Source organism: Pseudoalteromonas sp. ABV4_021 (genome assembly GCF_056159365.1).
The window spans coordinates 1498567-1522295 of record NZ_JBSWVB010000002.1 but is presented as its reverse complement, the minus strand read 5'-3'; the positions used below and the strand labels follow the sequence as shown (position 1 = coordinate 1522295).

The 23729-nt window shown below is 41.2% G+C and carries 15 protein-coding genes; 6 read left to right on the top strand and 9 right to left on the bottom strand.

What is annotated here, in order from left to right:
- Positions 1 to 5 precede the first annotated feature (5 nt).
- Entirely contained in the window at positions 6 to 1136 is a 1131-nt protein-coding gene (carA, locus tag ACXAFE_RS20985; RefSeq protein ID WP_475157624.1) for a glutamine-hydrolyzing carbamoyl-phosphate synthase small subunit, read from the bottom strand.
- A gap of 217 nt (positions 1137 to 1353) precedes the next feature.
- Positions 1354 to 2154, bottom strand: coding sequence for a 4-hydroxy-tetrahydrodipicolinate reductase (gene dapB, locus ACXAFE_RS20980; RefSeq protein WP_475157622.1), 801 nt, complete (start codon positions 2152 to 2154; stop codon positions 1354 to 1356).
- Positions 2155 to 2493: 339 nt separating this feature from the next.
- Between dapB and ACXAFE_RS20975 the strand changes: the two genes are divergently transcribed.
- Together ACXAFE_RS20975 and ACXAFE_RS20970 are read left to right on the top strand one after the other, a co-directional pair.
- The gene (locus ACXAFE_RS20975; protein ID WP_475157619.1) at positions 2494 to 3810 is read left to right on the top strand and encodes a Na+/H+ antiporter NhaC family protein; all 1317 of its coding nucleotides are present in this window, start codon (positions 2494 to 2496) and stop codon (positions 3808 to 3810) included.
- Positions 3811 to 4333: 523 nt separating this feature from the next.
- Positions 4334 to 5623 carry a hypothetical protein gene (locus ACXAFE_RS20970; protein WP_475157617.1) on the top strand — a complete coding sequence of 430 codons (1290 nt, stop codon included), beginning with the start codon at positions 4334 to 4336 and terminating at the stop codon, positions 5621 to 5623.
- A 163-nt stretch (positions 5624 to 5786) separates the two neighbouring features.
- Here ACXAFE_RS20970 and ACXAFE_RS20965 read toward each other — a convergent pair whose 3' ends face one another.
- Both ACXAFE_RS20965 and ACXAFE_RS20960 read right to left on the bottom strand, forming a co-directional pair.
- Complete coding sequence (locus ACXAFE_RS20965) at positions 5787 to 6308, bottom strand: GrpB family protein (RefSeq protein ID WP_475157614.1); 522 nt, start codon at positions 6306 to 6308, stop codon at positions 5787 to 5789.
- 392 nt (positions 6309 to 6700) lie between these two features.
- Positions 6701 to 7573, bottom strand: a complete 873-nt coding sequence (locus ACXAFE_RS20960) for an AraC family transcriptional regulator (RefSeq protein WP_475157613.1) — start codon at positions 7571 to 7573, stop codon at positions 6701 to 6703.
- A 646-nt stretch (positions 7574 to 8219) separates the two neighbouring features.
- On the opposite strand from ACXAFE_RS20960, the gene ACXAFE_RS20955 reads away from it, so the two are divergent.
- The 3 genes from ACXAFE_RS20955 to ACXAFE_RS20945 are packed head-to-tail and all read left to right on the top strand — an operon-like array spanning position 8220 to position 12880.
- Positions 8220 to 9464, top strand: a complete 1245-nt coding sequence (locus ACXAFE_RS20955) for an MFS transporter (protein ID WP_475157611.1) — start codon at positions 8220 to 8222, stop codon at positions 9462 to 9464.
- A 10-nt stretch (positions 9465 to 9474) separates the two neighbouring features.
- Complete coding sequence (locus ACXAFE_RS20950; protein ID WP_475157608.1) at positions 9475 to 10341, top strand: ROK family protein; 867 nt, start codon at positions 9475 to 9477, stop codon at positions 10339 to 10341.
- Positions 10334 to 12880 (top strand): family 20 glycosylhydrolase, encoded by a 2547-nt coding sequence (locus ACXAFE_RS20945; RefSeq protein ID WP_475157606.1) that lies wholly within the window; start codon positions 10334 to 10336, stop codon positions 12878 to 12880. The genes ACXAFE_RS20950 and ACXAFE_RS20945 overlap by 8 nt, the downstream gene beginning before the upstream one ends.
- A 284-nt stretch (positions 12881 to 13164) precedes the next feature.
- On the opposite strand, the gene ACXAFE_RS20940 is transcribed toward ACXAFE_RS20945, so the two are convergent.
- Positions 13165 to 14004 carry a GNAT family N-acetyltransferase gene (locus ACXAFE_RS20940; protein ID WP_475157604.1) on the bottom strand — a complete coding sequence of 280 codons (840 nt, stop codon included), beginning with the start codon at positions 14002 to 14004 and terminating at the stop codon, positions 13165 to 13167.
- Between the two features lie 220 nt (positions 14005 to 14224).
- On the opposite strand from ACXAFE_RS20940, the gene ACXAFE_RS20935 reads away from it, so the two are divergent.
- A complete protein-coding gene (locus ACXAFE_RS20935) occupies positions 14225 to 14671 on the top strand; it encodes a hypothetical protein (RefSeq protein ID WP_475157600.1) in 447 nt (148 codons plus the stop codon).
- A gap of 99 nt (positions 14672 to 14770) precedes the next feature.
- On the opposite strand, the gene ACXAFE_RS20930 is transcribed toward ACXAFE_RS20935, so the two are convergent.
- From ACXAFE_RS20930 to ACXAFE_RS20915, 4 genes are all read right to left on the bottom strand, one after another.
- Positions 14771 to 16237: a DUF1254 domain-containing protein gene (locus tag ACXAFE_RS20930; RefSeq protein WP_475157597.1), complete on the bottom strand. Its 1467-nt coding sequence runs from the start codon at positions 16235 to 16237 to the stop codon at positions 14771 to 14773.
- Positions 16238 to 16616: 379 nt separating this feature from the next.
- On the bottom strand, positions 16617 to 18794 hold the full coding sequence (locus ACXAFE_RS20925) for a carbohydrate-binding protein (RefSeq protein WP_475157594.1): 2178 nt from the start codon (positions 18792 to 18794) through the stop codon (positions 16617 to 16619).
- Between the two features lie 395 nt (positions 18795 to 19189).
- Positions 19190 to 21775 (bottom strand): TonB-dependent receptor, encoded by a 2586-nt coding sequence (locus tag ACXAFE_RS20920; RefSeq protein WP_475157590.1) that lies wholly within the window; start codon positions 21773 to 21775, stop codon positions 19190 to 19192.
- Positions 21776 to 22010: 235 nt separating this feature from the next.
- A complete protein-coding gene (locus ACXAFE_RS20915; RefSeq protein ID WP_475157587.1) occupies positions 22011 to 23609 on the bottom strand; it encodes a glycoside hydrolase family 3 protein in 1599 nt (532 codons plus the stop codon).
- Between the last annotated feature and the right edge of the window lie 120 nt (positions 23610 to 23729).

Here is a 23729-nt window from a genome sequence, read left to right as displayed (position 1 = left end):
CCTAATTATTTACGTTCTTGCATTAAGTCGATGAAGTGGTCAAATAACGGTGCCGCATCGTGAGGACCAGGGCTTGCTTCAGGGTGACCCTGGAAGCTAAACGCAGGCTTATCAGTGCGGTGAATACCTTGTAATGTGCCGTCGAATAATGAAACGTGCGTTGCACGTAAATTTTCAGGAAGTGTTTCTTGGTCTGCTGCGAAACCGTGGTTTTGCGCAGTGATCATTACCACATCGCGGTCTAGGTCTTTAACCGGGTGGTTACCACCGTGGTGACCAAATTTCATTTTTACTGTCTGAGCACCTGACGCAAGCGCCAGTAACTGGTGACCTAAACAAATACCAAAGATTGGCGTGTCTGTTTCAAGGAAAGTTTTAATTGCTTCAATTGCATAAGTACACGGCGCTGGGTCACCTGGGCCATTTGATAAAAAGATACCATCTGGGTTAAGTGCAAGTACATCAGCTGCAGGGGTTTGTGCTGGTACAACAGTTAACTTACAACCGCGGTCAACGAGCATACGTAAAATGTTACGTTTTACACCGAAGTCATATGCCACAACGTGGAATTTTGCATCTTCATCGCTCAGAGTTTTAAACCCTTTGCCTAACGTCCAACTTGTTTCGTTCCAAGTGTACTGTTCTTTTGTACACACTACTTTAGCAAGGTCCATACCTTTAAGGCCTGGGAATGCTTTCGCCGCTTCAAGTGCTTTTGCTTCATCAACATCACCTGCGATAATACAGCCGTTTTGTGCGCCTTTATCACGTAAAATACGTGTTAGCTTACGCGTATCAATATCAGCAATACCTAGGATGTTGCGTGATTTAAGATACTCGTCTAATGATTGCTCATTACGGAAGTTGCTTGCAAGCAGCGGAAGGTCGCGAATAACTAGGCCTTTAGCCCAAATTTTTGAAGCTTCTTCATCTTCGCTGTTGGTACCTGTGTTACCGATATGTGGGTAAGTTAAAGTAACAATTTGTTCAGCGTAAGATGGATCAGTTAAAATTTCTTGATATCCAGTCATTGAAGTATTAAAAACTACTTCACCAACTGAGATACCCTCAGCACCAATGGCAGTACCGCGAAATACCGTGCCGTCTTCAAGGACTAACAGAGCGGATTTAGACAAGTTGACCTCCTAACAGTAAAAAACGGGCAAAATTTGCGTAAAATTCAACCCGTCCAATCGACCTAACGCCCTAGAGAAAGCGCTAGATTATAAAATTTTGGCAAATTCCAAGTATTTTAGATGAAATCTGAAAAAAGGTCTAATAAAAAATCAGAAAAAATTAAAAATAACGTGTTTAACAGAAAATTTACTTTAACCTGCCAAAAATTTCAGTTATCTACCTAAAACCAAGCACATCTTGCATGGTATAAAGTCCAACTGGTTTATTATGTAACCAAGCCGCAGCCCTTACAGCGCCTTTAGCAAAGGTCATTCGCGAGCTTGCTTTGTGAGTAAGTTCGAGTCTTTCGCCGTCAGCCGCAAAATAAGCCGTATGTTCACCAACTATATCGCCGCCACGCATCACAGAATAGCCAATTTCTTTTTGACTTTTCGCCTGCTCATTTTTTGAGCGGTCAAAAACTGCGACTTCATCGTGTTGCCAGCCTTTTGCCTCAGCAATGGCTTCACCAATCATTAATGCCGTGCCAGACGGCGCATCAATTTTATGTTTGTGGTGCAGTTCGAAAATTTCGATATCAATATCGTCTGCCAACGTTTTTGCCGCAGTTTTAACCAGGTTCTCAAGTAAATTGATTCCTACTGAGTAATTGCGAGAAAAAACAATTGGGATCGATTTTGCAGCAGATTCAAGCTCCGCCATATCATCCGCACTTAAACCGGTCGTGCCAATTACCATTGGAATGTTATGTGCCACCGCGTAGGCTAAGTGTTTTTTCATGCCTACAGGTAACGTGAAATCAATAATTACGTCAGTGTCAGCGCTTACACTCGTTTCATCACTAAAGGTAACTGTGCTGTCGCCTTGGTTAATAAAATGCTTAACGGCTTGTCCAAGTAATTCATTGTTAGCGCGCACTGCGGCACTTACTAATTCTGTTGACTCGTTGTTGATGCTTGCTTCACAAAGTGCGCGGCCCATTCGACCATTCGCCCCAAACACTGCGATGTTTGTCATAATTTTCTCTACTTTTGTTCGGTTAAATGCGTTAAACCTGACGCTTTCATAATTTCGGATAAAGTTTGTTTGATATTACCCTTTAAAGAAAGCCGACCTTAGCATTTTTTAGCTATTAGTTTTATTCCTTTGCCAATTATAACAAGTTCAATTTGACAAAACATCTAGACATCTATACATTCGCACATCCATTTTTATTCACTCTGTTTGTTTGCCAATATCGCTTAAAACTTGCGCTCACGCGCAAAACATGGAACAAATAGAACTGAATAAGAAGAAGAAATTTCAGTTATTGCCGGTTGTTAGCAATAACTTACAAAGTTTCCGTTTGAGGTTTTTATGGATACGCACATTAACAAAACCGCAGCAAAACTGTCGTTGCTGCCGTTACTTACATTTGTCGGCCTATTTTTAGGGGCGGGTTTATATTTGCAGTCGCAAGGCGTTGATTATGCGTTTTATCAATTGCCGGCGCCCGTTGCGATTTTGCCTGCAATTTTACTGGCGTTTTTACTCAATAAGAAAACCATTAACGAATCGGTGGACACCTTTATAAAAGGTGCAGGTCACAACAATATCATCACTATGTGTTTGATTTACCTACTTGCTGGCGCGTTTTCAACAGTTGCAGGCGCGACTGGTGGTGTTGATGCTGTAGTAAACGCAGGACTTGATCTTGTGCCACCCGCGTTTTTATTGCCAGGTTTATTTTTAATCTCAGCAGTGGTGTCAACGGCGATGGGTACCTCAATGGGTACAATTGGTGCTATTGGCCCTATTGCGTATGCTCTTTCTGTTAAAACTGGCCTTGATCCAGCACTTGTTGCCGGTACTGTGGTGTCAGGTGCAATGTTTGGTGACAACTTATCAATTATTTCTGATACCACGATTGCCGCTACGCGTACGCAAGGCTGTGAAATGAAAGATAAATTCCGCGAGAATTTAAAAATTGCGTTACCTGCGGCAGTGTTAACGGTATTACTGTTAGCATTTTTAACGCCTGAACCTGAAATCATTGATGTAAAGGACTACGACTTATTATTAGTATTACCTTATGCATTTATTTTGGTACTTGCGGTCGCTGGCTTGAATGTGTTTGTCGTGCTGTTTAGTGGCATTGTGTTTGCCGGATTAATGGGCTTTACTGGTGACTACCAAGGTGGTCAATTTGTAAAAGACATTTACGAAGGCTTTAAAGGCATGCAAGAAATTTTCTTGTTGTCGATGTTTATTGGCGGCCTATCTGAATTTATTCGTGTCAATGGTGGCCTTGATTATATCGCCCACAAAATTCAAAAAGGCACTGCTGTAATTGCCAAATGGAATCGTAAAGTAGCCGACCAATTTGGTATTGCTGCGTTAGTACTTACTTCTAATTTATGTATTGCAAACAACACAGTATCAATTATTGTCGCGGGCCCAATTGCGAAAAAACTTGCTGAAGACGGCAATATTCCGGCTAAACGCTCGGCAAGTTTGCTCGATATTTTCGCCTGTGTAATGCAAGGCAGTTTGCCATACGGTGCACAAGCACTGTTACTTGGCGCAACTTTCCATATTACGCCTTGGGATGTTGCAACCAGCTCTTACTATTGCTTTATTTTAGCGTTTGTTGCGCTAGCAATCATTGCTTTTTATAAACGCAACGAAGCCTAGTGTCGCTTTTACAATTTCCGTGTTTGGCGCTCAAATGAGCGCCTTTTTTTAATCTTTTAAATGTACTTGTTGGTCAAGAGGCGCAACCTCTAAGTAAAAACGCTATTACTTACTTCCGAGTTAAAAGGAAAACCTAGGCTATTTTAAGGTGACACACCCTCCGCTATTCCCTCTTTTTTCATAAGCATATCGTTTAGTTTGAACTCTCTTTTCCTTAAATTACATATTGTCTGTCTCGCTATATTACGAAGTAAACCGACTCAGCTTTGGATAACTAAGCACTGCTATCAATTATCATTACTGATATCAGCGTTAATTTTCTCTGCATTAAAAATGTAATAAGAAAATTCGCCTTAAAGTCTGTAATTCCTGCGCCCTATAACTATATACATACCCTTCTACTATTAAATTTAGACAGTCGTACTATCTCTTATTCAGATCTGCTGCCAAATAACACTTGCAATCAATTGTTATAGTATAACATAATGTAATCGTTACTATATAACATTACAAGGACAAAAAAATGATACGTAAAGCGCTTGCAAGTGCTATTTTGGTTTCCCTACTGAGCGCCTGCGGTTCAGACAAGCACACCGTAATTGACAATACGCCGGTTGTAGTTCAACCTTCTGAGCCTCATCCAGAACTTGAATTACCTGCGGGTCGCTTAGCGATTAACTCTCCCGATTCAAATCAAGTTAGTATTTATGATTTAACCAGCAATCAAATAATTGATACATTTTCTGTTACTAATACTGTATCTGCACTTTATGCTAGCCCTAATGGTCGTTACGCGGTAGCGATTCAGCGTAACAATAACCTAGTTGAATTTATTGATGGCGGTATTTATTTAGAAGAACACGGCGATCATCATGACCTACATGAAGATGCCCCTGCTGCTAATTCCTTTGAATTACTCGATGTAAAACCAACCCACTACGTGCCTGTTGGTGAGCAAGCTCTGGTATTTTTTGACGGTGATAAAGACGCATCTGCAGATGCCGGGTTTGCAATTATTTCTGACGAAAGTATTACTGAAAGCCGCATTGTTGCTGAACACCATTATGAAACCTATCAACACGGTACAGGGCAAATTCGTGACGGCTTCGTACTTGCGACTATTCGTGATGTAAACAGTGAAACATCGTTACCTGAAACAATTGGTTTGTTTGAAGTACATAACGATCACTTCCACCAAGAACAGACATTTGAACACGCGTGCCCTGATCTTCATGGTAGCTTCCAAACTGAGGACTATATTGCGTTTGCGTGTAGTGACGGTGTTGTAAAAGTAAAACAAGAAGGTGAGTTATTCACTTCTAGCAAAATTGCTAACCCAGAAGAATTACCAGCAGGAGTGCGCATTGGTAAGTTTATTGGTAGCAAAGAAAACAACACGATTATCGGCTTATCTCGTGGGGGCGTATTTACTGTAGATTTAACAACCGATGAAATTAGCCCATTCCAATGGCAAGCTGAAGGTATTACTAGCTACCTAGCTTACGGTGTTAGTGGTGATGAAGAATCAATCGTCGTATTAGACGAAGCTGGCTATATTAACGTGTATAACCAAGAATCACAGTGGCAAAGTGTCGCTCGTTTCGCCGCGATAACTGAACTAGATGCAGAAAAAAGCGCTAAGCTTATTGCGAATAAAGCAAATAATCACGTTTATCTAGCGTACGGCAATACCGTGTATCAAATTGATATTGAACAGCAAACAGTCGCTGAAATTACAACATTTGAAGATGGCATTGGCAACCTAACTTGGTTAGGTGCGTTTGAAGAAGAAGAGCACGAACACGACCACTAATAAGCGCAGATTTTATATTTAAATAAAAAATACGCTTATCGGTTTAACGCTTTCACTTTGGTTTCCCATTAAAGTGATCTTAATGCCGGCAAGGCTACATTGCCGGCATTTTTTATCTAAAATTTCCTACTAAATTACAAACAGTTAGATGAAAATTACTGATTTACGCTAGACGTGCCAATACGTCTTTCACAAAAGGTGACTTTGCTTTGCCGTAGTCATCTTGAACGGTATTGCCTTCAGCTAATACCGCTTTCTTTTTTGCTTCATAAGCAGCTCTATCTTCTGGATTTTCGAGCATATGTTGTTTGTAAGCGACTTGCTTTAAATGCTCTTCGCTATTGTGTTCAATAACATGTAAATGCACATTAAACACTTCGCCATTATATTTAACGCCTACGTCTTTACGCGGGCGTGTTGCTGGAAAAGGTTTATTACTGTGTTGATCTAAAAAGCCAAACTGCTTGATGTATTCGACTGCAGATTCCAATTCACCTGGTTGATATAAAATAGAAATATCAATGATGCCCTTGCCGGCAACATAAAATGATGACGAGCCAAAATGTAAAAAGGTAAAACGAGGATCGGCAAGGCGTTGCATAATATGCCTTGCGACGGTTAAGAATTCTTCTCGCCAAGGATTAAAACTAGCTGGCACTAATTTATAACTACAAAATTCAATCATTGAAATGTCTTAAAAAAAATTTTGTTTAATATAACGTTTTGTTAGTTAGCGATAAATAGTTTCTGGTTAGATGAGGTTTAATTGTTGCAGATTAATAAATTTTATTGAGAATAATTATCAATTCACTTAAAATAAATATCAATGTGATACAGGGTATTTATCTAAAATAATGCCAACTCAGTTAGCGCAGTTATATTGCTAAACACCTAATGTGCTAACAATTCGTGATTTCGGTGAAGTGCTTTTTGCGGTACCTGTATTTACACACCTCCCCTGGTTTTTAGTAACGATGGGCTGTAATTCAGCCTTATTCCACTAAGTTAACAAACCAAAGGGCACGCACGTGCCCTTTTATCTTTCAAATGCATGCTCTATCACACAAACTAACAATCTCAATTAATTAAGTTGTGGTTAATGAGTTGTTGACGAAATTTACGCGGCGTACATCCTTTAAACGCCAGAAAACGACGATTAAAGTTAGACACGTTATTAAAACCGCACTGGTCGCTTATCACCGAAATGGGTGATGAACTGGTCACCAACAGCTTGCACGCTTTACCAATACGTAAGCGATTAATAAACTCAGTGAGCGTGCATTCGGTGCGCTGTTTAAAATAGCGATGAAAGTGGTTGGTTGACATATGCGCCAGTTCTGCAAGTTGATCGGCGTATAAATTGTCTGTGTAGTGCTGATATATAAACTCAATCACTTGATTAAGTTTACCGTTATCTTGTTCCATCTGCTTACCAAATGCGAACATTGGTGTTGATAAAGTAACTTGCTCTACATCGTGCTGCATTTTATCTAGCAAATCGAGTAATAAGAACAAACGCTGAGTTGCTCCCGCATTATCCATAGCTTCAAACAACGTTTTCGCTTCAATTGCACATTCTTTTGAATACTTAATGCCTTTTAGCGAACGCGCTAACATTGGTAGTAAGCCTTGCAACTCTTTATGGTCACGCGCTAACTTATCGAGCCATTTTACGGGAATTTGCGCCACATACACGATTTGCTCTGAGCCATCTTGGTTTGCTTCAGATTGCCATGTATGCGGTAAATTAGGCCCGACAAACACCAAGTCTAGCTCACCATATTCCTCAATATGATCGCCAATATGGCGCATACCTTTACTGTTTAATGTTAGGCAAATTTCATATTCCGGATGATAATGCCAGCTAAAAGGCAAATAAGGCATCAGGTATTTGTGATACCGCCATGACGCATCGGTAGGCGTTATCACTTTTTCACAAAATGCACGCATAATTTAATAACTAACTTAATTCATTTACTACAAACCATTTCAACAGAATCGCGCATAACAAAAGATACTATTCTATCAAGTAACGATACTTTTCAATTTTATCGTTAAGCTGTATTTCAGACTATTCGCTAAACGTCGAACAAGTATGTACCTATAAAATTAACAGGTTACTTATTAAAGTGGTTTAAAATAACCTAAATGCTGTGATACCGGCTTCAGCTCCTGTTTTGTTTGGAGTAATTTGCTTCGATATTTACAATAAGTAGATCTGCTTATCTCAAAAAACTCTCAAAACTTACAACATTTCAGCGGTGATTGGCGCACTCAATTAACGCTCCATCCAAAGTCAAAATCACGCCTGAAATGATCGAAAACTGCTGTTAGCTTGATTGAAAAGTATTATTAATAAATAGAAAAATACCGCTATCTAATTCTTTATCTTGGCACACTAGATAACGTTTACAGTCTACTCGGTATTTCCCCCTAAGAAATCACCTCACAGGACATGTAAGCGCGAGGCTGTGGCAATCCCCTTGTTTTTGTCTGCCCGTCAAAAATTAATTTTTGTCGCAGCCTCACCCATACGCTCTCGGCGAACGAAAAATACTAATAAACGAATAAAACCAATAATAAACAGGAAATAATCATGAAAGCCTATCCCGTCGTGCTCTTAGTCTTAATCACTTTTTTTGTGATTTCGTTTGTTTCAAACCTACTCGGCCCTATTTTTCCCGCACTGATTGAAAGCTATCAAATTGGTCTGATGTTAGCTGGATTTTTCCCCTTTGCCTTTTTTGCCGCATACGGCTTAATGTCAATCCCAGCGGGACTAATCGCACAAAAAAAAGGGGAAAAATTTGTTATTTTACTAGCGTTTGCGCTGGCAGCACTCGGCGCCATATTATTTGTATTACTGCCTAATTTTGCTATGGCAATGTTTGCACTGTTTACCATTGGCAGTGCGATGGCACTACTCCAAGTAGCGATTAATCCGCTGCTTCGACGCGCCGGTGGTGAGCAAAACTTTGCCGCTTATTCTGTATCGGCTCAGTTATTATTTGGTGCAGCAGCGGCATTATCACCATTAGTGTACAGCACTCTGGTTAGCCACATTGAAAATGGTACACCAACTGGGCAACTACTGGCGACCTTCACTGAACCAAATAAAGCGTGGCTAATTATGTATGCGCTATTTGCGGTTATTAGCTTAGTGATGTTGGCCATTACTTTTATTACTCCAATCGCGCGCGAGCCTCAGCAACAACAGAATACCAACCTTGCCGATTCGTTAGCACTTTTTAAAGACAAAACAGTATTACTGTTTTTTATTGCAATTGCCTGTTATGTCGGTTTAGAGCAAGGCATTGCAAATTCGATTTCGGTCTTTTTAGAGACTTACCACGGACTTGATCCCAACACCCAAGGCACTGAAGTGGTCAGTCAGTTTTGGTTATTTTTAACCATTGGCTGTGTATTAGGGTTAGTGCTGTTAAAAGTGCTCGACGCTAAATTAGTGCTAAAACTGTTTTCTCTGGGTGCTACAGCGTCACTTGCTTGCGCTATTTTTGGCAGCAAGCAAGTTGCGCTTGTGGCGTTTCCAGCAGCAGGTTTCTTTTTATCAATAATGTGGTCCGTACTGTTTTCACTTGCGCTAAATTCGGTTGCAAACGGTCACAGTGCGGTGTCTGGTATTTTATGTACAGGCATTATTGGTGGTGCGTTGGCATCGCCGATTATTGGCTTTATCGCAGAGCTTTCAGGCGATTTGCGTGTTGCACTGTTAGTGTTGTTTATTCCACTGGGCTTTATTTTTAGCGTTAGCATTTGGGCTAAGCCGCTGATTAAAAATCACACCATTCAATTTAATAAAAAACGTATCGCAGTAGATTAAGAGAGCTGTAATGACTAATTGCAATACCCCGTTTATTACCTGTGTTGACTTAGGCGGCACTAAACTTGCCATTGCAAACATTGCAAATGGCGAGATTATCAAATCGCATACCGTGCCAATCGATGCGAGTTTAAGTAAAGACGACTTTAACGCGTTTTTATTTAACAATTTAACCCCCTTTGTAACAAAGGCGTGCCGTGGCATTTGCATTGGTGTGCCAGGCTTAGTCGAGAGTGATAGCGGCTTTGTCATTGAGGTGATCAATATTAAACATTGGCAAAATGTGGCGCTTAAAACGCTGCTTGAAGCGCGTTTTAATCGGCCTGTTTTAGTGCATAACGATGCTAATTGTTTTACCTATGGCATTTATAAAAGCAAAGACTATAAAAGTTATGAAAATTTAGTCGGTGTCACCTTGGGCACAGGCCTTGGCGCGGGCTTAATCTTAAATGGCCGCCTTTATACCGGCAAACAATCTGCCGCTGGCGAGTTTGGTAGTTTCCCCTATTTAGACGGCATTATTGAAGACTATTGTTCAAGCCAATTCTTTAAAAAACAAGGTTTAGATGGTGCAGCCACTTATCAGCAAGCACAAGCAGGCGATAGCCACGCACTGGCGTTATTTTCTGAGCTCGGTAAACATTTAGGCCATGCACTGGTACAAGTAGTGCAAGCGTTTAACCCGGAAAAAGTGGTATTTGGCGGTGCAATTGCCAAAAGTGCCCCACTGTTTATTGATGCGTTACAGCAAACATTACTTAAGCAACTGCCGCAAAGCGTTTATAGCGCACTGCAAATTCATTACACCCAAGATACAAATACTGCGCTGTTTGGCGCTTATCAGCTTTTCTTAGACGAGGTAGCAACAGGTGAATAAGTTATTAGCCCTTTCTGTTTTATGTTTAGTAACACCTAAGCTTGTCAATGCCAATCAACACACCATTGATACGCTTGCCAACGAGCTTGATGTTAACTATCGCTTAATTAGTGCCAGCCCTAAGAGTTGCCCAGGCGATGAAAAAAAGTGTTACTTAGCTGAGTTAACACTAACCAACCCAAGTGACCTTAAAGACACCAACTTTGCCATATTTTTTAGCCAACTAATGCCGATTTATGCTGTTGAATCTACGCACTTTGATATTAGCCATATCAACGGTGACGTTCACAAAATTTCCGCAAACAAACACTTTAAAGGTTTTAGTAAAAATACCCCAGAGGTGATCCGTTTTTACAGCAAAGATTCGCAAATTACCCGCTCCGAATTTATGCCAAACTACATTATTAGCGATAGCGCTGCGAGCGATAAGGTAACTGCACGCACCATTAAAAGCACCCATACTCGCATAGATCCTGAAACTGGCCTTGAGCAACAGCCCTACCTTGCACCATTTACTTCACTTGAACAATTACGCGTCAGCAAACAAGACCAAACGCCGTGGATGTCGCCGCAATACCTTTATCAAACACAATTAAAACCGAGCCTTAACAAGGCGCCGGTGAGCTTAATTCCGAAACCAACTCGCCTTAACATTAACTCAACCGATAATCTTGTAAAGCTCAGCAAAGGGCTAAACCTAGCGCCCGAAATTGCCAACAATAATGCCCTGTCTGCGGCGCTAACGCGCCTTGAACTGTTCGGTATTGGCCATTCCAAAACAGGCATTCCAACGCAACTTAACATTGATAATACACTCGCCAATGAGGCCTATCAGTTAACCTTAGAGCCCAATGCCATTACCATCACAGCGAGCAGCAACACTGGTGTATTTTACGCACTGATGTCGATTGCGGGCTTAGTCAGCCTCGATGATTTAAGCGTGCCAAGCCTTACCATTATTGATGAACCGCATTTTGAATTTAGAGGTTTACACATTGATGTGGCGCGAAATTTCCGTAGCAAACAGTTTATCTTAGATACCTTGTCACAAATGGCGGCCTACAAACTCAATAAATTGCACCTCCATTTAGCCGACGATGAAGGATGGCGATTAGCCATTAACGACTTACCGGTGCTTACCGAGGTCGGCGCATATCGCTGTTTTGACTTAACTGAAAGCGAATGTTTATTGCCACAATTAGGCGCAGGTATCGATAAATCGAGTCCAGTTAACGGCTTTTATAGCAAAGCAGACTACCAAGAGATTTTAAAATTTGCCGCGCTTAATCATATTGAAGTCATTCCTTCGCTGGATATGCCAGGACACTCGCGCGCTGCGGTAAAAGCCATGGATGCGCGTTACAAAAAATACATGCAAGCGGGCGAGCAACAAAAAGCCGAGCAGTACTGGTTAAGTGAAGCAAGCGACGCCACCCAATACTCATCAATTCAGCATTATAACGACAACACCCTCAATGTATGTTTGCCAAGCACTTATACTTTTATTGAAAAAGTAATTGATGAACTTATCGCAATGCACCATGAAGTAGGTGTAGAGCTTACCACCTATCACATTGGTGCGGACGAAACGGCCGGTGCGTGGCTGAATAGCCCGGCATGTAACGCCCTTAAAGCCAGCACTTCTGAGCTAACCTCATTTAATGGTTACTTTATTGAAAAAGTATCGCAATTAGTTGCCAGCAAAGGGATAAAAGTAGCGGCTTGGAATGATGGTTTAGGTGATACTAATCCACAGAATATGCCATCAAAGGTACAGTCGAACGGCTGGTCGATGATCACCGAGGGCGGCTACAAAGAAGTACACCAGCAAGCGAATTTAGGCTGGGATATGGTTCTCTCGCCCCCCGAAGTTACCTACTTTGATTTCCCTTACCAAAGCCACCCTGAAGAACGCGGCAATCATTGGGCGGCACGTGCCATTGACGGTTATAAAGTGTTTGGTTTTATGCCTGAAAACTTACCTGCTCACGCAGAAATTTGGCAAACCAAAGAACATCTCGCATATCACGCTGATGATAACCAAGAGCGTCTAAACCAAGGTATTCAATTTAAAGGCTTGCAAGGCCATTTATGGAGCGAAATGTTACGTTCAGATAACCAAGCCGAATACATGCTTTATCCGCGCTTATTGGCGCTAGCTGAACGCGCTTGGCATAAAGCAGATTGGCAACTTAGCTACGCTGAAAAAGGGCGTATCTATGATAAGCAAAGCGGTGTGTTTACAGCGCAAAAACAAGCCGAGAGAGATACTGATTGGCAGCGCTTCGCCGCTTTGGTTGGCTTAAAAGAAATTGCAAAGTTAGAACAGCAAGGGGTATTTTATCGCGTACCAACCGTTGCAGCAGCGGTTAATAACGGCAAGCTAGATGCATTTACGCCTTATCCAGGCTTTGCAATTGAGGTGCAAGATAAACAGGGAACTTGGCATGCAATTGACCACATCAAAGATGCAAACGATGTTCGCTATATTCGTGCGCGCAGTGGCACACGCGTTGGCAGAAGTCTTTCGCTAAAATAGAAAGTGTGCGCCGCTTTGGTTTACGGTAGCCTAAAGCGGCGCAAATAATATATACCGATTTGCTACAAAGGCGTAACTTTTGGTTATTTATAACAAAAGTATTAGCTCACCTAGTATCATGATTTAAATGATAAAATAACACTTTTAAACAGCTTTACACACCTTTTCTGGGGATAACCCTCTAATGATTATGGATGAAGGTATTAGTTTCCAAATAGACCAGTGACACTATTTAAATAGCAAACAACCATTTCATGATAAAAAGCTTATTTGTTTTTTGCATGTTAACCCAACTCAAAGGTGGTAATGCCATAAATTTTATTGCTGGCGGTAGCGGGCATTGTTTTTTGATACATGCGCATTGTGGCAAACACCACTTCCATACGTTCCGATTCAGCTAAAGAGATAGCCTGAGGGTTGTTTTCGGGCACATCTAAAATAATCTGTTCGCCTTGAATATCCACCTGCAACGCCTGAAAAAGCGATAATGCAATATCTGGCGAATCGGCAAAAAGCGGACCTACTTTATAGCCCTCCTGACACTTGCGCCTGACGGCATAGCCCTTAATTTCACCGTTTTGTAAAAAACATACAGACTTACCCTGAGGTTGTGATAACCACGCAGCTAGAAATTGCTCACGGGCGGCACCAAAACATGGCTTATCGTAAGCTAAAATATGGGGAATATACTCTTTTGTAACATCAATGACCTGTGCCGAAAGTGCTGTCGCATTGGCAAATTTTTGAAAGCGTTTATTCTGATAATAAGGCACATAACCGATGCGCTTGTATATCTCGACATTTTCCAGCACACCATCAATGCCAACATTTCGTTCGCCGCAATACGCCAAGCGATGGTTGGTCAGGGTTAAACCATAACCATTACCACGATGCTTAGGTGCAACAATATACAACCCACAAAACGCATAAGTTTCATCATAAGTGACCGCACTGCCGACTGCGACAATTTCACCGTTTAACTCTCCAACAAAAAAGCCATTCGGATCCGCCAAATGAAACAGTTCAGCATCGTTTAAACCTGGGTTCCAACCTTCCCTTGCAGCCCAATCAATGGCGATTTTGAGCTCATCGGCCAACATTGGACGAATTGTAAATTCTGACATTAAGTTCGCTCTTTATAGTTGAAAATCAAATTATTGAGTGTTGTTCTTTACAGCCTAACTTGTATGCCATCACCTGTAAATTAAACGGATTAAAAATAAAATAGTGTATTGTTGTTCACCTTGGAGATAAAAATACTTAACTAATTTAAAAATCAGCCGACATCTATCGCGTATGGCGTAAATTTCTTTGCTTTGCTTTATTAGTTAACCAAGGACAGTAATGAGCATCTCTAGCATCAGTAGTATTTATACTACTCCCCCACAAAAGACAAACCCGACTAACAACATTGATGGTGTTGAAAACAAACAAGCTGACGAAGAAAAAACTAATGACAAGGTATCAATCTCACCAGAAGCATTTAAAAAATTAAAAGAAAGTAACAACCCTGAAAGTGATAAAAAATCTGAATTACCTGAACATATTCAACAAATGATCAAAGCAATTGAGCGCATCGTTGAACAAATTAAAGTAGCAGAACAAACGCTAATTGAGGCCAAAAGTGCAGATTATGAAAGTGAAGAAGCAAAACAAACAACATTAGATAGCCATCAAAGCTATTTAAACTCTCTAGAGGTTGCTCGTTTTGATGCAATTCAAGCACTGCAAGATGCGATGAAAGAGGCCGGTATTGAAGACGTTAGTATTATCACGGACTTGATGATGTGATGAGTACTACTTTAAAAAAGTAAAAACTTCACACGGAGACGACTCCAATCACAAGTTCAGATTCGCCTCCGTCAAAAGTTCCTCCAACTACCTTTTCGGCTACTCCTTAACTAATTCAAAATCAGGCATCACAAAAGTTCGATCGTTTAATGATTTTTTTGGCCCATAAAATCGAAATGTCGGCATAGGACGCTTTCCTGCCGTAGGGATCCAATTTTCTTCAAAACCTTTGGGCGCAATCGGGCCAACATATAACGTAACTGAACCGTCATTATTCTTTTTGAGATCAGCTAAATCGTAGCTCGACAACGTGGTACGTTCTGAGTCCGTATAAATAAATCCAAATGTCGCATGATCATACACAGTGAGAGCCCAAAACTGCTCTACCGGCATGTTTTTAGGTACATTTACCTTGTATAACTTTCCAGCCTGTAACAAATTACCTTGGTTGTCGCCTAAAGCCACCGCATATTGTGTAGCTGGATTTTCTGAAAGTACTTTCGGCACATAAGTACACCACAAATATTGCATAGCTCGCGAATCAATATCTATGAGGTCATCATATTCATAAGTAAACTTATTATTATCATCTGCTAACATTAATGGGAAATAGTGGCGATCTTGCCAAAATCTTTTTTCTTTCGGTAAAGAATCAAATTTGCCCTGCAAATAATGCCATGCGTCAATTGCCGCATTACGCATTGCTTTTTTTGTTGTTTCGTCAGGATTAAATGGTTTACCTTTTTCAATTCCCAGTGACGCTAATAACCCAGTCATATGCTTGTCTATATCGCGTACAGGCTCAACACTAACAATGCTATAAATGTCATCAAAATGTCGTTCGTCAAAAAAAGGCAAAGTCGCATAGCGCTCGTTTACTGGATCTACAAATTTTTGCTTAGGTGGATTTTTAGCATCTTTTAGATAATATAGTCGAAGTCTTTGAGCATAGTTAAACGCATCTTTTTGAGTTTTCCCAGGTGCAACGATAGACCTGAATGCAAGAGCAATTCGATAGTTAGGAGAAGCCACGTGAATGTACTCTTTCGGAATATCGCCTGTATATCCAGGGGGCGTAAACAAATACTTGCTTGCTTTTCCTTGGTCTAATCCTTTAGGCCCTACATCTGCAATGGTATATTGCCACGCGTCCACAACTTGCCCATAAAGGCTCCCATCACTACCTGCTTGCGGAACTTCTAATACAACGGGTCCATTTTGTAGGTCAGAGTAGGCCGCTATATAGGGCGTACTGCTATTGGCTGTAATTGCTTCTAAATTTGGCTTTGCTATCTCAGAATAAGTAATAATGTCATTATCCTTCATACCAAGATCTTCCATCGCAGCAGCTCTGAATCGATAAATTGCTACAGCCGGCATGCCCCAAAGTACTGCTTCAAACGCTCTTTGATATTTTACTTGATATTCAAAGTCATTTACCGATGCTTGAGTGTTGGGAGGTGGTTGGCCGCCGAGCGGTTCAGTTACTGTTTTTGCGGTACCTTTCCCAATGCTAAAAAGTAGCAATACAGTTGCTAAAATGGCGTTTACATAATTGTGTTTCATCAACTATTCCTTAGTTAGTGAGTTTAAGATTTGGATTAAAAAACGCTGTGACAACTATATTGAGATCTACTTATTGGCACAAGTAAAGTGACAATTAGTAATAAAACATGCCAAATTTATCGTTTTAAACGCGCTTTGCATGTTGGCAAAAGAATTTTTGTATAACCATCTTGCATACTTCGTTGGCTACAGTTGGTGCAATAGAGCAATAGAGCAATAGAGCAATAGAGCAATAGAGCAATAGAGCAATAGTAAAAATTAGTGTGATGCCTATCACATCACACTAATTTAACCTGAGTTTATGTTAGTCGCTTTAAAAAAGTCCATGCACCTCAAATTGCGAGCCAACAACTCTAACTGAGCCTAAGTAATTTAATTTTTACTGGCAGTCACTTACAAACTTCCATGGATCACCCGCAGTAGGCTCATTATTTTGCGACCACCATTTGGCCTCGTATATTTTGCCTTGATAAGTCACTTGCATGCCGCCCGTGTAAACCTCTGACGCAAGCCATGCATTTGGACAAGAAACCCCTTGTTCAAAGCTCACTGAAATAGTGTGATTACTACTGATAGCATTAAAAGTATAAGCATTTGCTGCGCTGACTGTTACCCCATCAACTGTAATGTTTGCCACGCGATAACCACTGTCTGCAACAAAATTAAGTGTGAAGTCAGTGTTACCTTTTGCACTTAGCTCGCCATTTGCATTAGGTAGTGGTGAAATACTGCCACCATTACCCACCACTGCCGCTGTTATCGTGTAATACACTGGAATATCGATTGTTGCGTCACTAAAGTTACCATTAACAAATGAAAAGTTTGCTGCACTTAGTGTTGTAACATCGGTATTTTTAAGCACTAGCCGTTTTTGATCGCCTTGCGATGCCGCTGCATCTAGTGTAATAACCGTATCCGCACCTTGTTGCGTTAACACTAGCATCGAAAAACTGTAATTAAACAGTGGCATACTAATCACTGTTTTTGCTGCATCAAAACTATTAACTGACAAGGTCATATTCCAGCCCCAGTTTTGACTATTGAGTGGAACAATAAAGCCTAAACGGTCATAGCCACCAGTTACATTATCAAACATGTCAGGTGTTAAATCGGCGATGGTTAACCCCACCAACTCAACCGAACTATAAATACCACCATCTGCTGCTTGCACACCAACCACCAGCGCATTATCCGTTTCGTACGCTTTTAAATGTTTAAAACCAATCCCTGCGGTGCCACGAATTTTATCTAAGCGAGGATTAAAGTTATTAACCGTTTGCGAACCCGACCAGGCAATTTCATAAATTTTTGATTCTGCAATCACGGCACTTGGGTTTGCGCTAATTTCAGCGGCGCTCACCCCTTCAATCACCACACGTTGATTAGAAAAGCTAAGCTCTGCACCTGCAGCGACATCAGCTATCTGTAAATTTGCCAGTGGCGCTGATGCTGTCCAATCTCTTAGCACAATAAAATCTTCTGCAAGGGTGAAACCGCGCACCGTAGTGATAGCGCTGTCATTTTGATGTAACGCGAGCGTATCCACTCCGCCACCTAATATCACAAGATCATTACCCCAACCTGCGGATAATGTTTCTGCGTAGCTTGAGCCTTCAATTACATCGTCAAAAGGCGTATCGAAAATGGTATTATAACCGCCAAATTTATGTACATATTTAGTGATACAAGTGCCTAATTCGTCACACGTAATTTCATCCTTTGTTAATAAACGTGCTGTGCCCCACGCGCCGCGTAAATGTGCTGCGGCTAACAACCCCGACATAGTGGCTTGAACTTGCACTGGATTGCCATTGTCATCAACACCCGGCCAGCTTTTTGTAAGTGCTTCTGCCCATGTCATATTGGCATCACTTAACAATTGCGTCATCACACCGTAATTAAAATGCATGGCATCGCGAATAACCAATTCTTGTTTTTCTGGCTTTATTAAGTCGGCAAATGAGTTAACACCGTTTTTGCCAACAAACGTGCCCTGCCAGTTATTAACATCCGTTGCTAAGATTTTATTGCCACCAGAGCCGACGATTTCGACTAACGCTTCAGTTTCGCAACCAATCCACGTTGAATCGTCGACAAAGACATAAAAACTGTCGTATTCAACACCGTCTACTGTAACCACTTTTGGACTGTAATACCCTGCATCGATTAATACTGCTTCGCCTAGCTGATAACCAACAAAGCCCCACGCATTCATTGAGTTGTATTGCATGCTCTTAAACATTTCTGGATCGTTAGGGGTTTGCGTGTTGTAAAAATGATCGATCCCCAGTTTAGTGAAAAACTCATTGATAGTAGTTGGCTCGGGGATCATGCTACCAGTAGAGCAATCACGTACCATACGACCGGGTGCACTTACCCGCGCATAGTTATAAACAGGATTATTGAGGTTTTCGAGATAAAAATCAGCGAGATTTGGGTTTATACCCGATTCAAAGTTTCGTAATGAATCTAAAAAGTCTTGAATACCAGTACCTGCATTGACATTACAGCTAATTAATACAGCCAGTGCGCAAGTAGTCATTTTAGCGTGACGCATTAGGGTGTCCTTCTTAAAATTGTTTACAAATTACTAATTTTGCAAAAGTTAATTTAAGTATGCTTAAACAATCGCATTGTCGTGGTTAAACCAGAACTGCGCTAAATCTAATGGTCTAACACAATCCACACTAACGCTTGACTAAAATTTAGTCAATATAATTTACTTATTAATTTAACTTTTTATTTACATTTTGAAATGGTGATAACTGTGAGATAAAGATAAGGCAAACTGGGCAGCTTGCCTTAGGGGAACACGAGCCACTAATCTAAACAACATAATTAGGCCCATCTGTGTTAGACGGATAAACGTTGCTGATGTGGTATTGGTAATACTTTTGTATTCAACAACTTGGAATATAGCGGTTTGAGGCACATTAGCCTCAAACCTTTCATTTAAAAGCGAATGCTGGCGCCAACAAAGTAACGGGTACCGAACTCATCCACACTGTGAACAATATTGCCCGCCTTAGGTTGACGTAGTACCAATGCTTCGTTGAGCAAATTCACCGCTTCAAATGACATATCTATATTTTCTGTAACGTGCCATATAACCGATGCATCTAACTGATCATACGCATCATTTAAGCTGTCTAAGCTACTACCATTGTACTGACGTACCCAGTCATCACGGTAGTTATAAGCTAAACGTACACTAAACATTTCGTTTTCGAAGTAACCTGATAAGTTAAATGAATTTTTAGACACTTCTTCAATTGGTACTTCTTCACCGGCTGAGTTGGTACGTGCACTGTCGGTATAAGTGTAATTAAACTGGGCACCAAAACCGTTACCAAAGTCGTGTTGGTATTGTAATTCAATACCTTGCACGTCCGCGGTACCTACATTTCGAGAACGTGTCACTAAACATTCAGGACCACACCCAGCATAGTTTTCTTTTGCTGTGGTTTGCTCAATGTAATCACTAATATTCTTTATAAAGAAAGTCGCACCTACAATCGATGACGGATTAAAATAGTACTCTAAGCCCATATCGTATTGATCTGATTTGTATGGGTTTAATTCGGGACTGCCCACATTAGCTGTTTGAAAACTTTCAGAGATAATGTCGGCTACTTTCATGTCGTCATAGTCAGGGCGCGAAACCGTCGAGCCTGCTGCAACACGGAAAATAAGGTCGTCTGACAGGTCCATTGCCACATTCACACTTGGCAGGTAATTGGTATAAGACTTTTCAACTTCACCCGCTACACCGTTTATTTCGCCCACTGAAAGAATATCGGTATCGACGATACGCAAGCCTACGTTACCGCGAAAGCCTTCACCTGAAAAATTAGCTTTTACATAGGCCGCGGTAATGTCTTCTTCTATTGAAAAAGCGTCACGTACAGAAATGCTACTTGGCTTGTTTGCCTCGGCATAGCTCCAAATATCGCGACTCGCTACTGGAAACGATGACATACTTCCCGCACGCCCTTCTGCTGAGTGTAAGCCAGATACAAAACCGCCATTAAAATCAGCTAACGAAAGACCATCAGCCATTGCCGCTGCTAGGTCAAGGTCTTGGTAATTACCTTGTGATGAAAACGCTTGTTGTTGATATTTTAAACCTGCTTGAATTGACGTTACTAATTCGCTCTCTAGCAAGAAAGTAAAATCAGCCTGGGCGTAATCAATTTCGTTTTCACGAATGTAATTGATATAAGTAAACTCTTGAAATAAATCAAAGTTACTGTGTGAATCAAGATAAGCTGGATTAGTTGGGATGAGTTCCAGTGGACCAGCAACATCAAAACTAAAACTTGAATTTTCAGTGTTCGTGATATCCCCCCACCACGTACTCGACTGCAACGTTTCACCTTTGGCATCCGATTTACCAATTACAAAATCAGCAGACCATGTATCCGCCTCATATTCAACGGTAAAGTTAAGCGCATCTGTTTGCATATCAGGTTTACGCAATACTGCATTATTAAAAAGTGGCGCAAGTCCAGCACCTGATGCAAGCGATGTTGCTGCAGTAACAATGCCATTTGCATTTTCAACAACCGAATCACCTTGCATTTGGCCAAAACCAACAATGGCAAACATCGCTGAATTGACGTGATCGTTCTTCAATTCAAATAAATTGTAATTTAAGTTAAACGATAAATTATCGCTTGGCGCGTATTGCAATGTCAGTTGAGAGCTTGCTCGCTCGCGATCTTCATCGAATAAAATAGATGACATAGCGCCATAAGAGCTACGCTCTACACCATTAGAATCAGTAAATGTGGCGTTTCCAGCGGGGCCAAAATTCGACAAGGTTTCACGGTAGACTTTTGACTCTTCGTTAGAATACGCGAGTAGCACACCAAACGTTTCGCTGTCGTTTTTCCAGCTGCCTAACGCTGAATACGCAGGCGACCAGTCTTCAGCATTGTTGTGATACATGCCTTCAACCGATGCAAATACAGTTCCTGCATCCATATCGAGCGGTTTACGGGTTTTAAGATTGACCGTGCCGCCCATCGCGCCTTCATTAATATTAGATTCAACGGATTTATACACATCCATGCCAGCAATCTGCTCCGACGCTAACATTTCAAAGTTAAAGCTACGGTTCATACCGCCTAAGTCAAACCAACCAACGCTTGCCACATTTTGACCGTTTAATAGCACCATACTGTGCTCAGGTGCCGTACCACGAATGGTAACTCCATTCACTTCACCAAATGTTCTAACAACTGTCACACCTGGGATACGCTGTAGTGCATCACCAATGTTTTTATCGGGAAACTTACCAATATCTTCAGCTGAAATTGAGTCGACAACCGCATTGGCAAAGCGCTTTGTATTGAGCGCTTTGGTTAAACTTCTGCGAATACCACGCACTTCAATGGTCTCAATGTTGTCATTTTCAGCCAGTTGTTTGCTTTCTTCTGCTGACAAATTAAATGTCATGGCACAAAGCGCTGCACCAATACACAATGACAGGCGCGTTGCTTTTAGTGTTACCGCAACAGGTTGGTTAGTCTTCATCTTGTTGTCCTTATTATTATTTATAAGTTTTCAAATATTATGTGGCATCACTGCCGCTAACCAACTGAAATATCTTTGCATTCTCAGTCAACTCGCTCCGTCAAAGCACTGCCTTCTCCCCAGACGCATGCAATTGCCACTTTAGTTTATTTATATTAGTAAATTATTTTGATTAATTATTTATTAAATCATTTTGACTAATTGTCAAGCAATTCTCATTCTTTTTGTTTAATTTCTATAAAAGTGACGCAATGTATTTTGCAGCGCAGACACGGCTTGAGTAAGCACAAATGTAAGTCGCCAGTTCTGCATAGTCCGTTAGTTCGTAATCAGAGCGCATTGCAATCACCACTACTTGCTTGCCAAAGCGCTTTAGCGCGCGTTGTACTAATTGCTTTTGCTCCGCTACATCAAAGCTTTCTCCGGGTAGCGGATAATCTTCGGTAACTATTACAAGCGGTGTTGAAATTGTCTCATCACAACCTTCAAGCAACGTTAAAAACTCATCAAAAGGTAATAAGTTAACTTTACTTGTGCGCTGTTGTAGGCCCTGAATGATTGTATCTTTTGCAGATCGAGGATCGTTTGGCCCAATACCTCGACTATTTACTAAACTGTCATATTTTTTCGGATGCGCGGCAAAGGTCAGAGTAAACTCACGACCCGTAAGTGGCCAATTACCCACCTCATTACGCAACACCGAAACGCCACTACTAACCACTGTTTCAATTAACGCTTCAATATCGTCTGCAGTTAAGTGCTCTGGACTTTTTGCTACACCGAGCTTGTCGTATTTAAACGACAACACATGGTGTAACCGTTCGTTTATCACGGCTTCATCAAGTTGCCCTGATTCTACTGCGTGGATCACCCCACTTAACGTAGCAAGTTGCAGCGCTTTATAATCAGTTGCACTGTTTTCATAGTGCTCTTCGCTAAGCATCACTAAATGTGCACCTGCTTTTAACGCTAGAATCGCAGCTTCAGCAGGTTGGTAGTTTTTGCGCATCGCCCACATATTCATACTGTCGGTTATGATCAGTCCATTAAAGCCCATTTGCTGCTGTAGCAAATCAGTTAAAATTTTTGATGACAATGTTGCGGGGTAAGTATCATCAAGCTGTGGAAAGCAAATATGGCTTGTCATAATCAGCGACACACCAGCATTAATCGCCGCTTGAAATGGCAACAAATCACCCTGTTGCAATTCGCTCAACGTTTTGTTGACGGTTGGCAAACATTGATGAGAGTCACTATGCGTATCACCATGGCCTGGAAAGTGTTTTGCCGTTGCCAAATTGCCACCACGTTTAATTCCTTTAACAGCTGCAGCAACATGTGTTGCGACCTGTTTGGGCGTTTCTCCAAATGAACGCAAACCGATAATCGGGTTATTTGGATTGGTGTTAACGTCAGAGCAAGGCGACAGCAGTGTGTTGTAACCAATTTCATGCATTTGCTCAGCAAATACCTGATACATTTGCTCAGTTAGCTCTGGTTTATTGGCTCTGCCAAGCGCCAAATTACCCGGCCCTAAATCCGTGTGCTTGGCTAAAATACCCCACGAGCCTTCTTGGTCAACACACAGCAATAAGGGGGCATCGCACGCACGTAACTGGGCTTGGTGTTGCAGTTCGTCAGCTAATGTTTTCGCATCTTTAGGTGTGGCAGCGTTGTCATCGGTAATATAAAAACCACCCACATGATGTGATTTCACCAACTGTTTTGCATAATCAATATCGGGCCCAGCAAATGCCAATACAAAGAGCTGCCCAACTTTTTCAGCTAACGTCATAGTGCTAATTAACTGAGTTACTTTATTGTTATTATTCATGATTTCTCCAAATTTAGGCCGCAAGAGACCGCTTTTATGAATTAACATAAAAGTAAAAACATTGGTTAAGTGAAACTTTTGCTATTTGGCTTTGTGCTAAAATGCGCGCAAAAGCCAAAA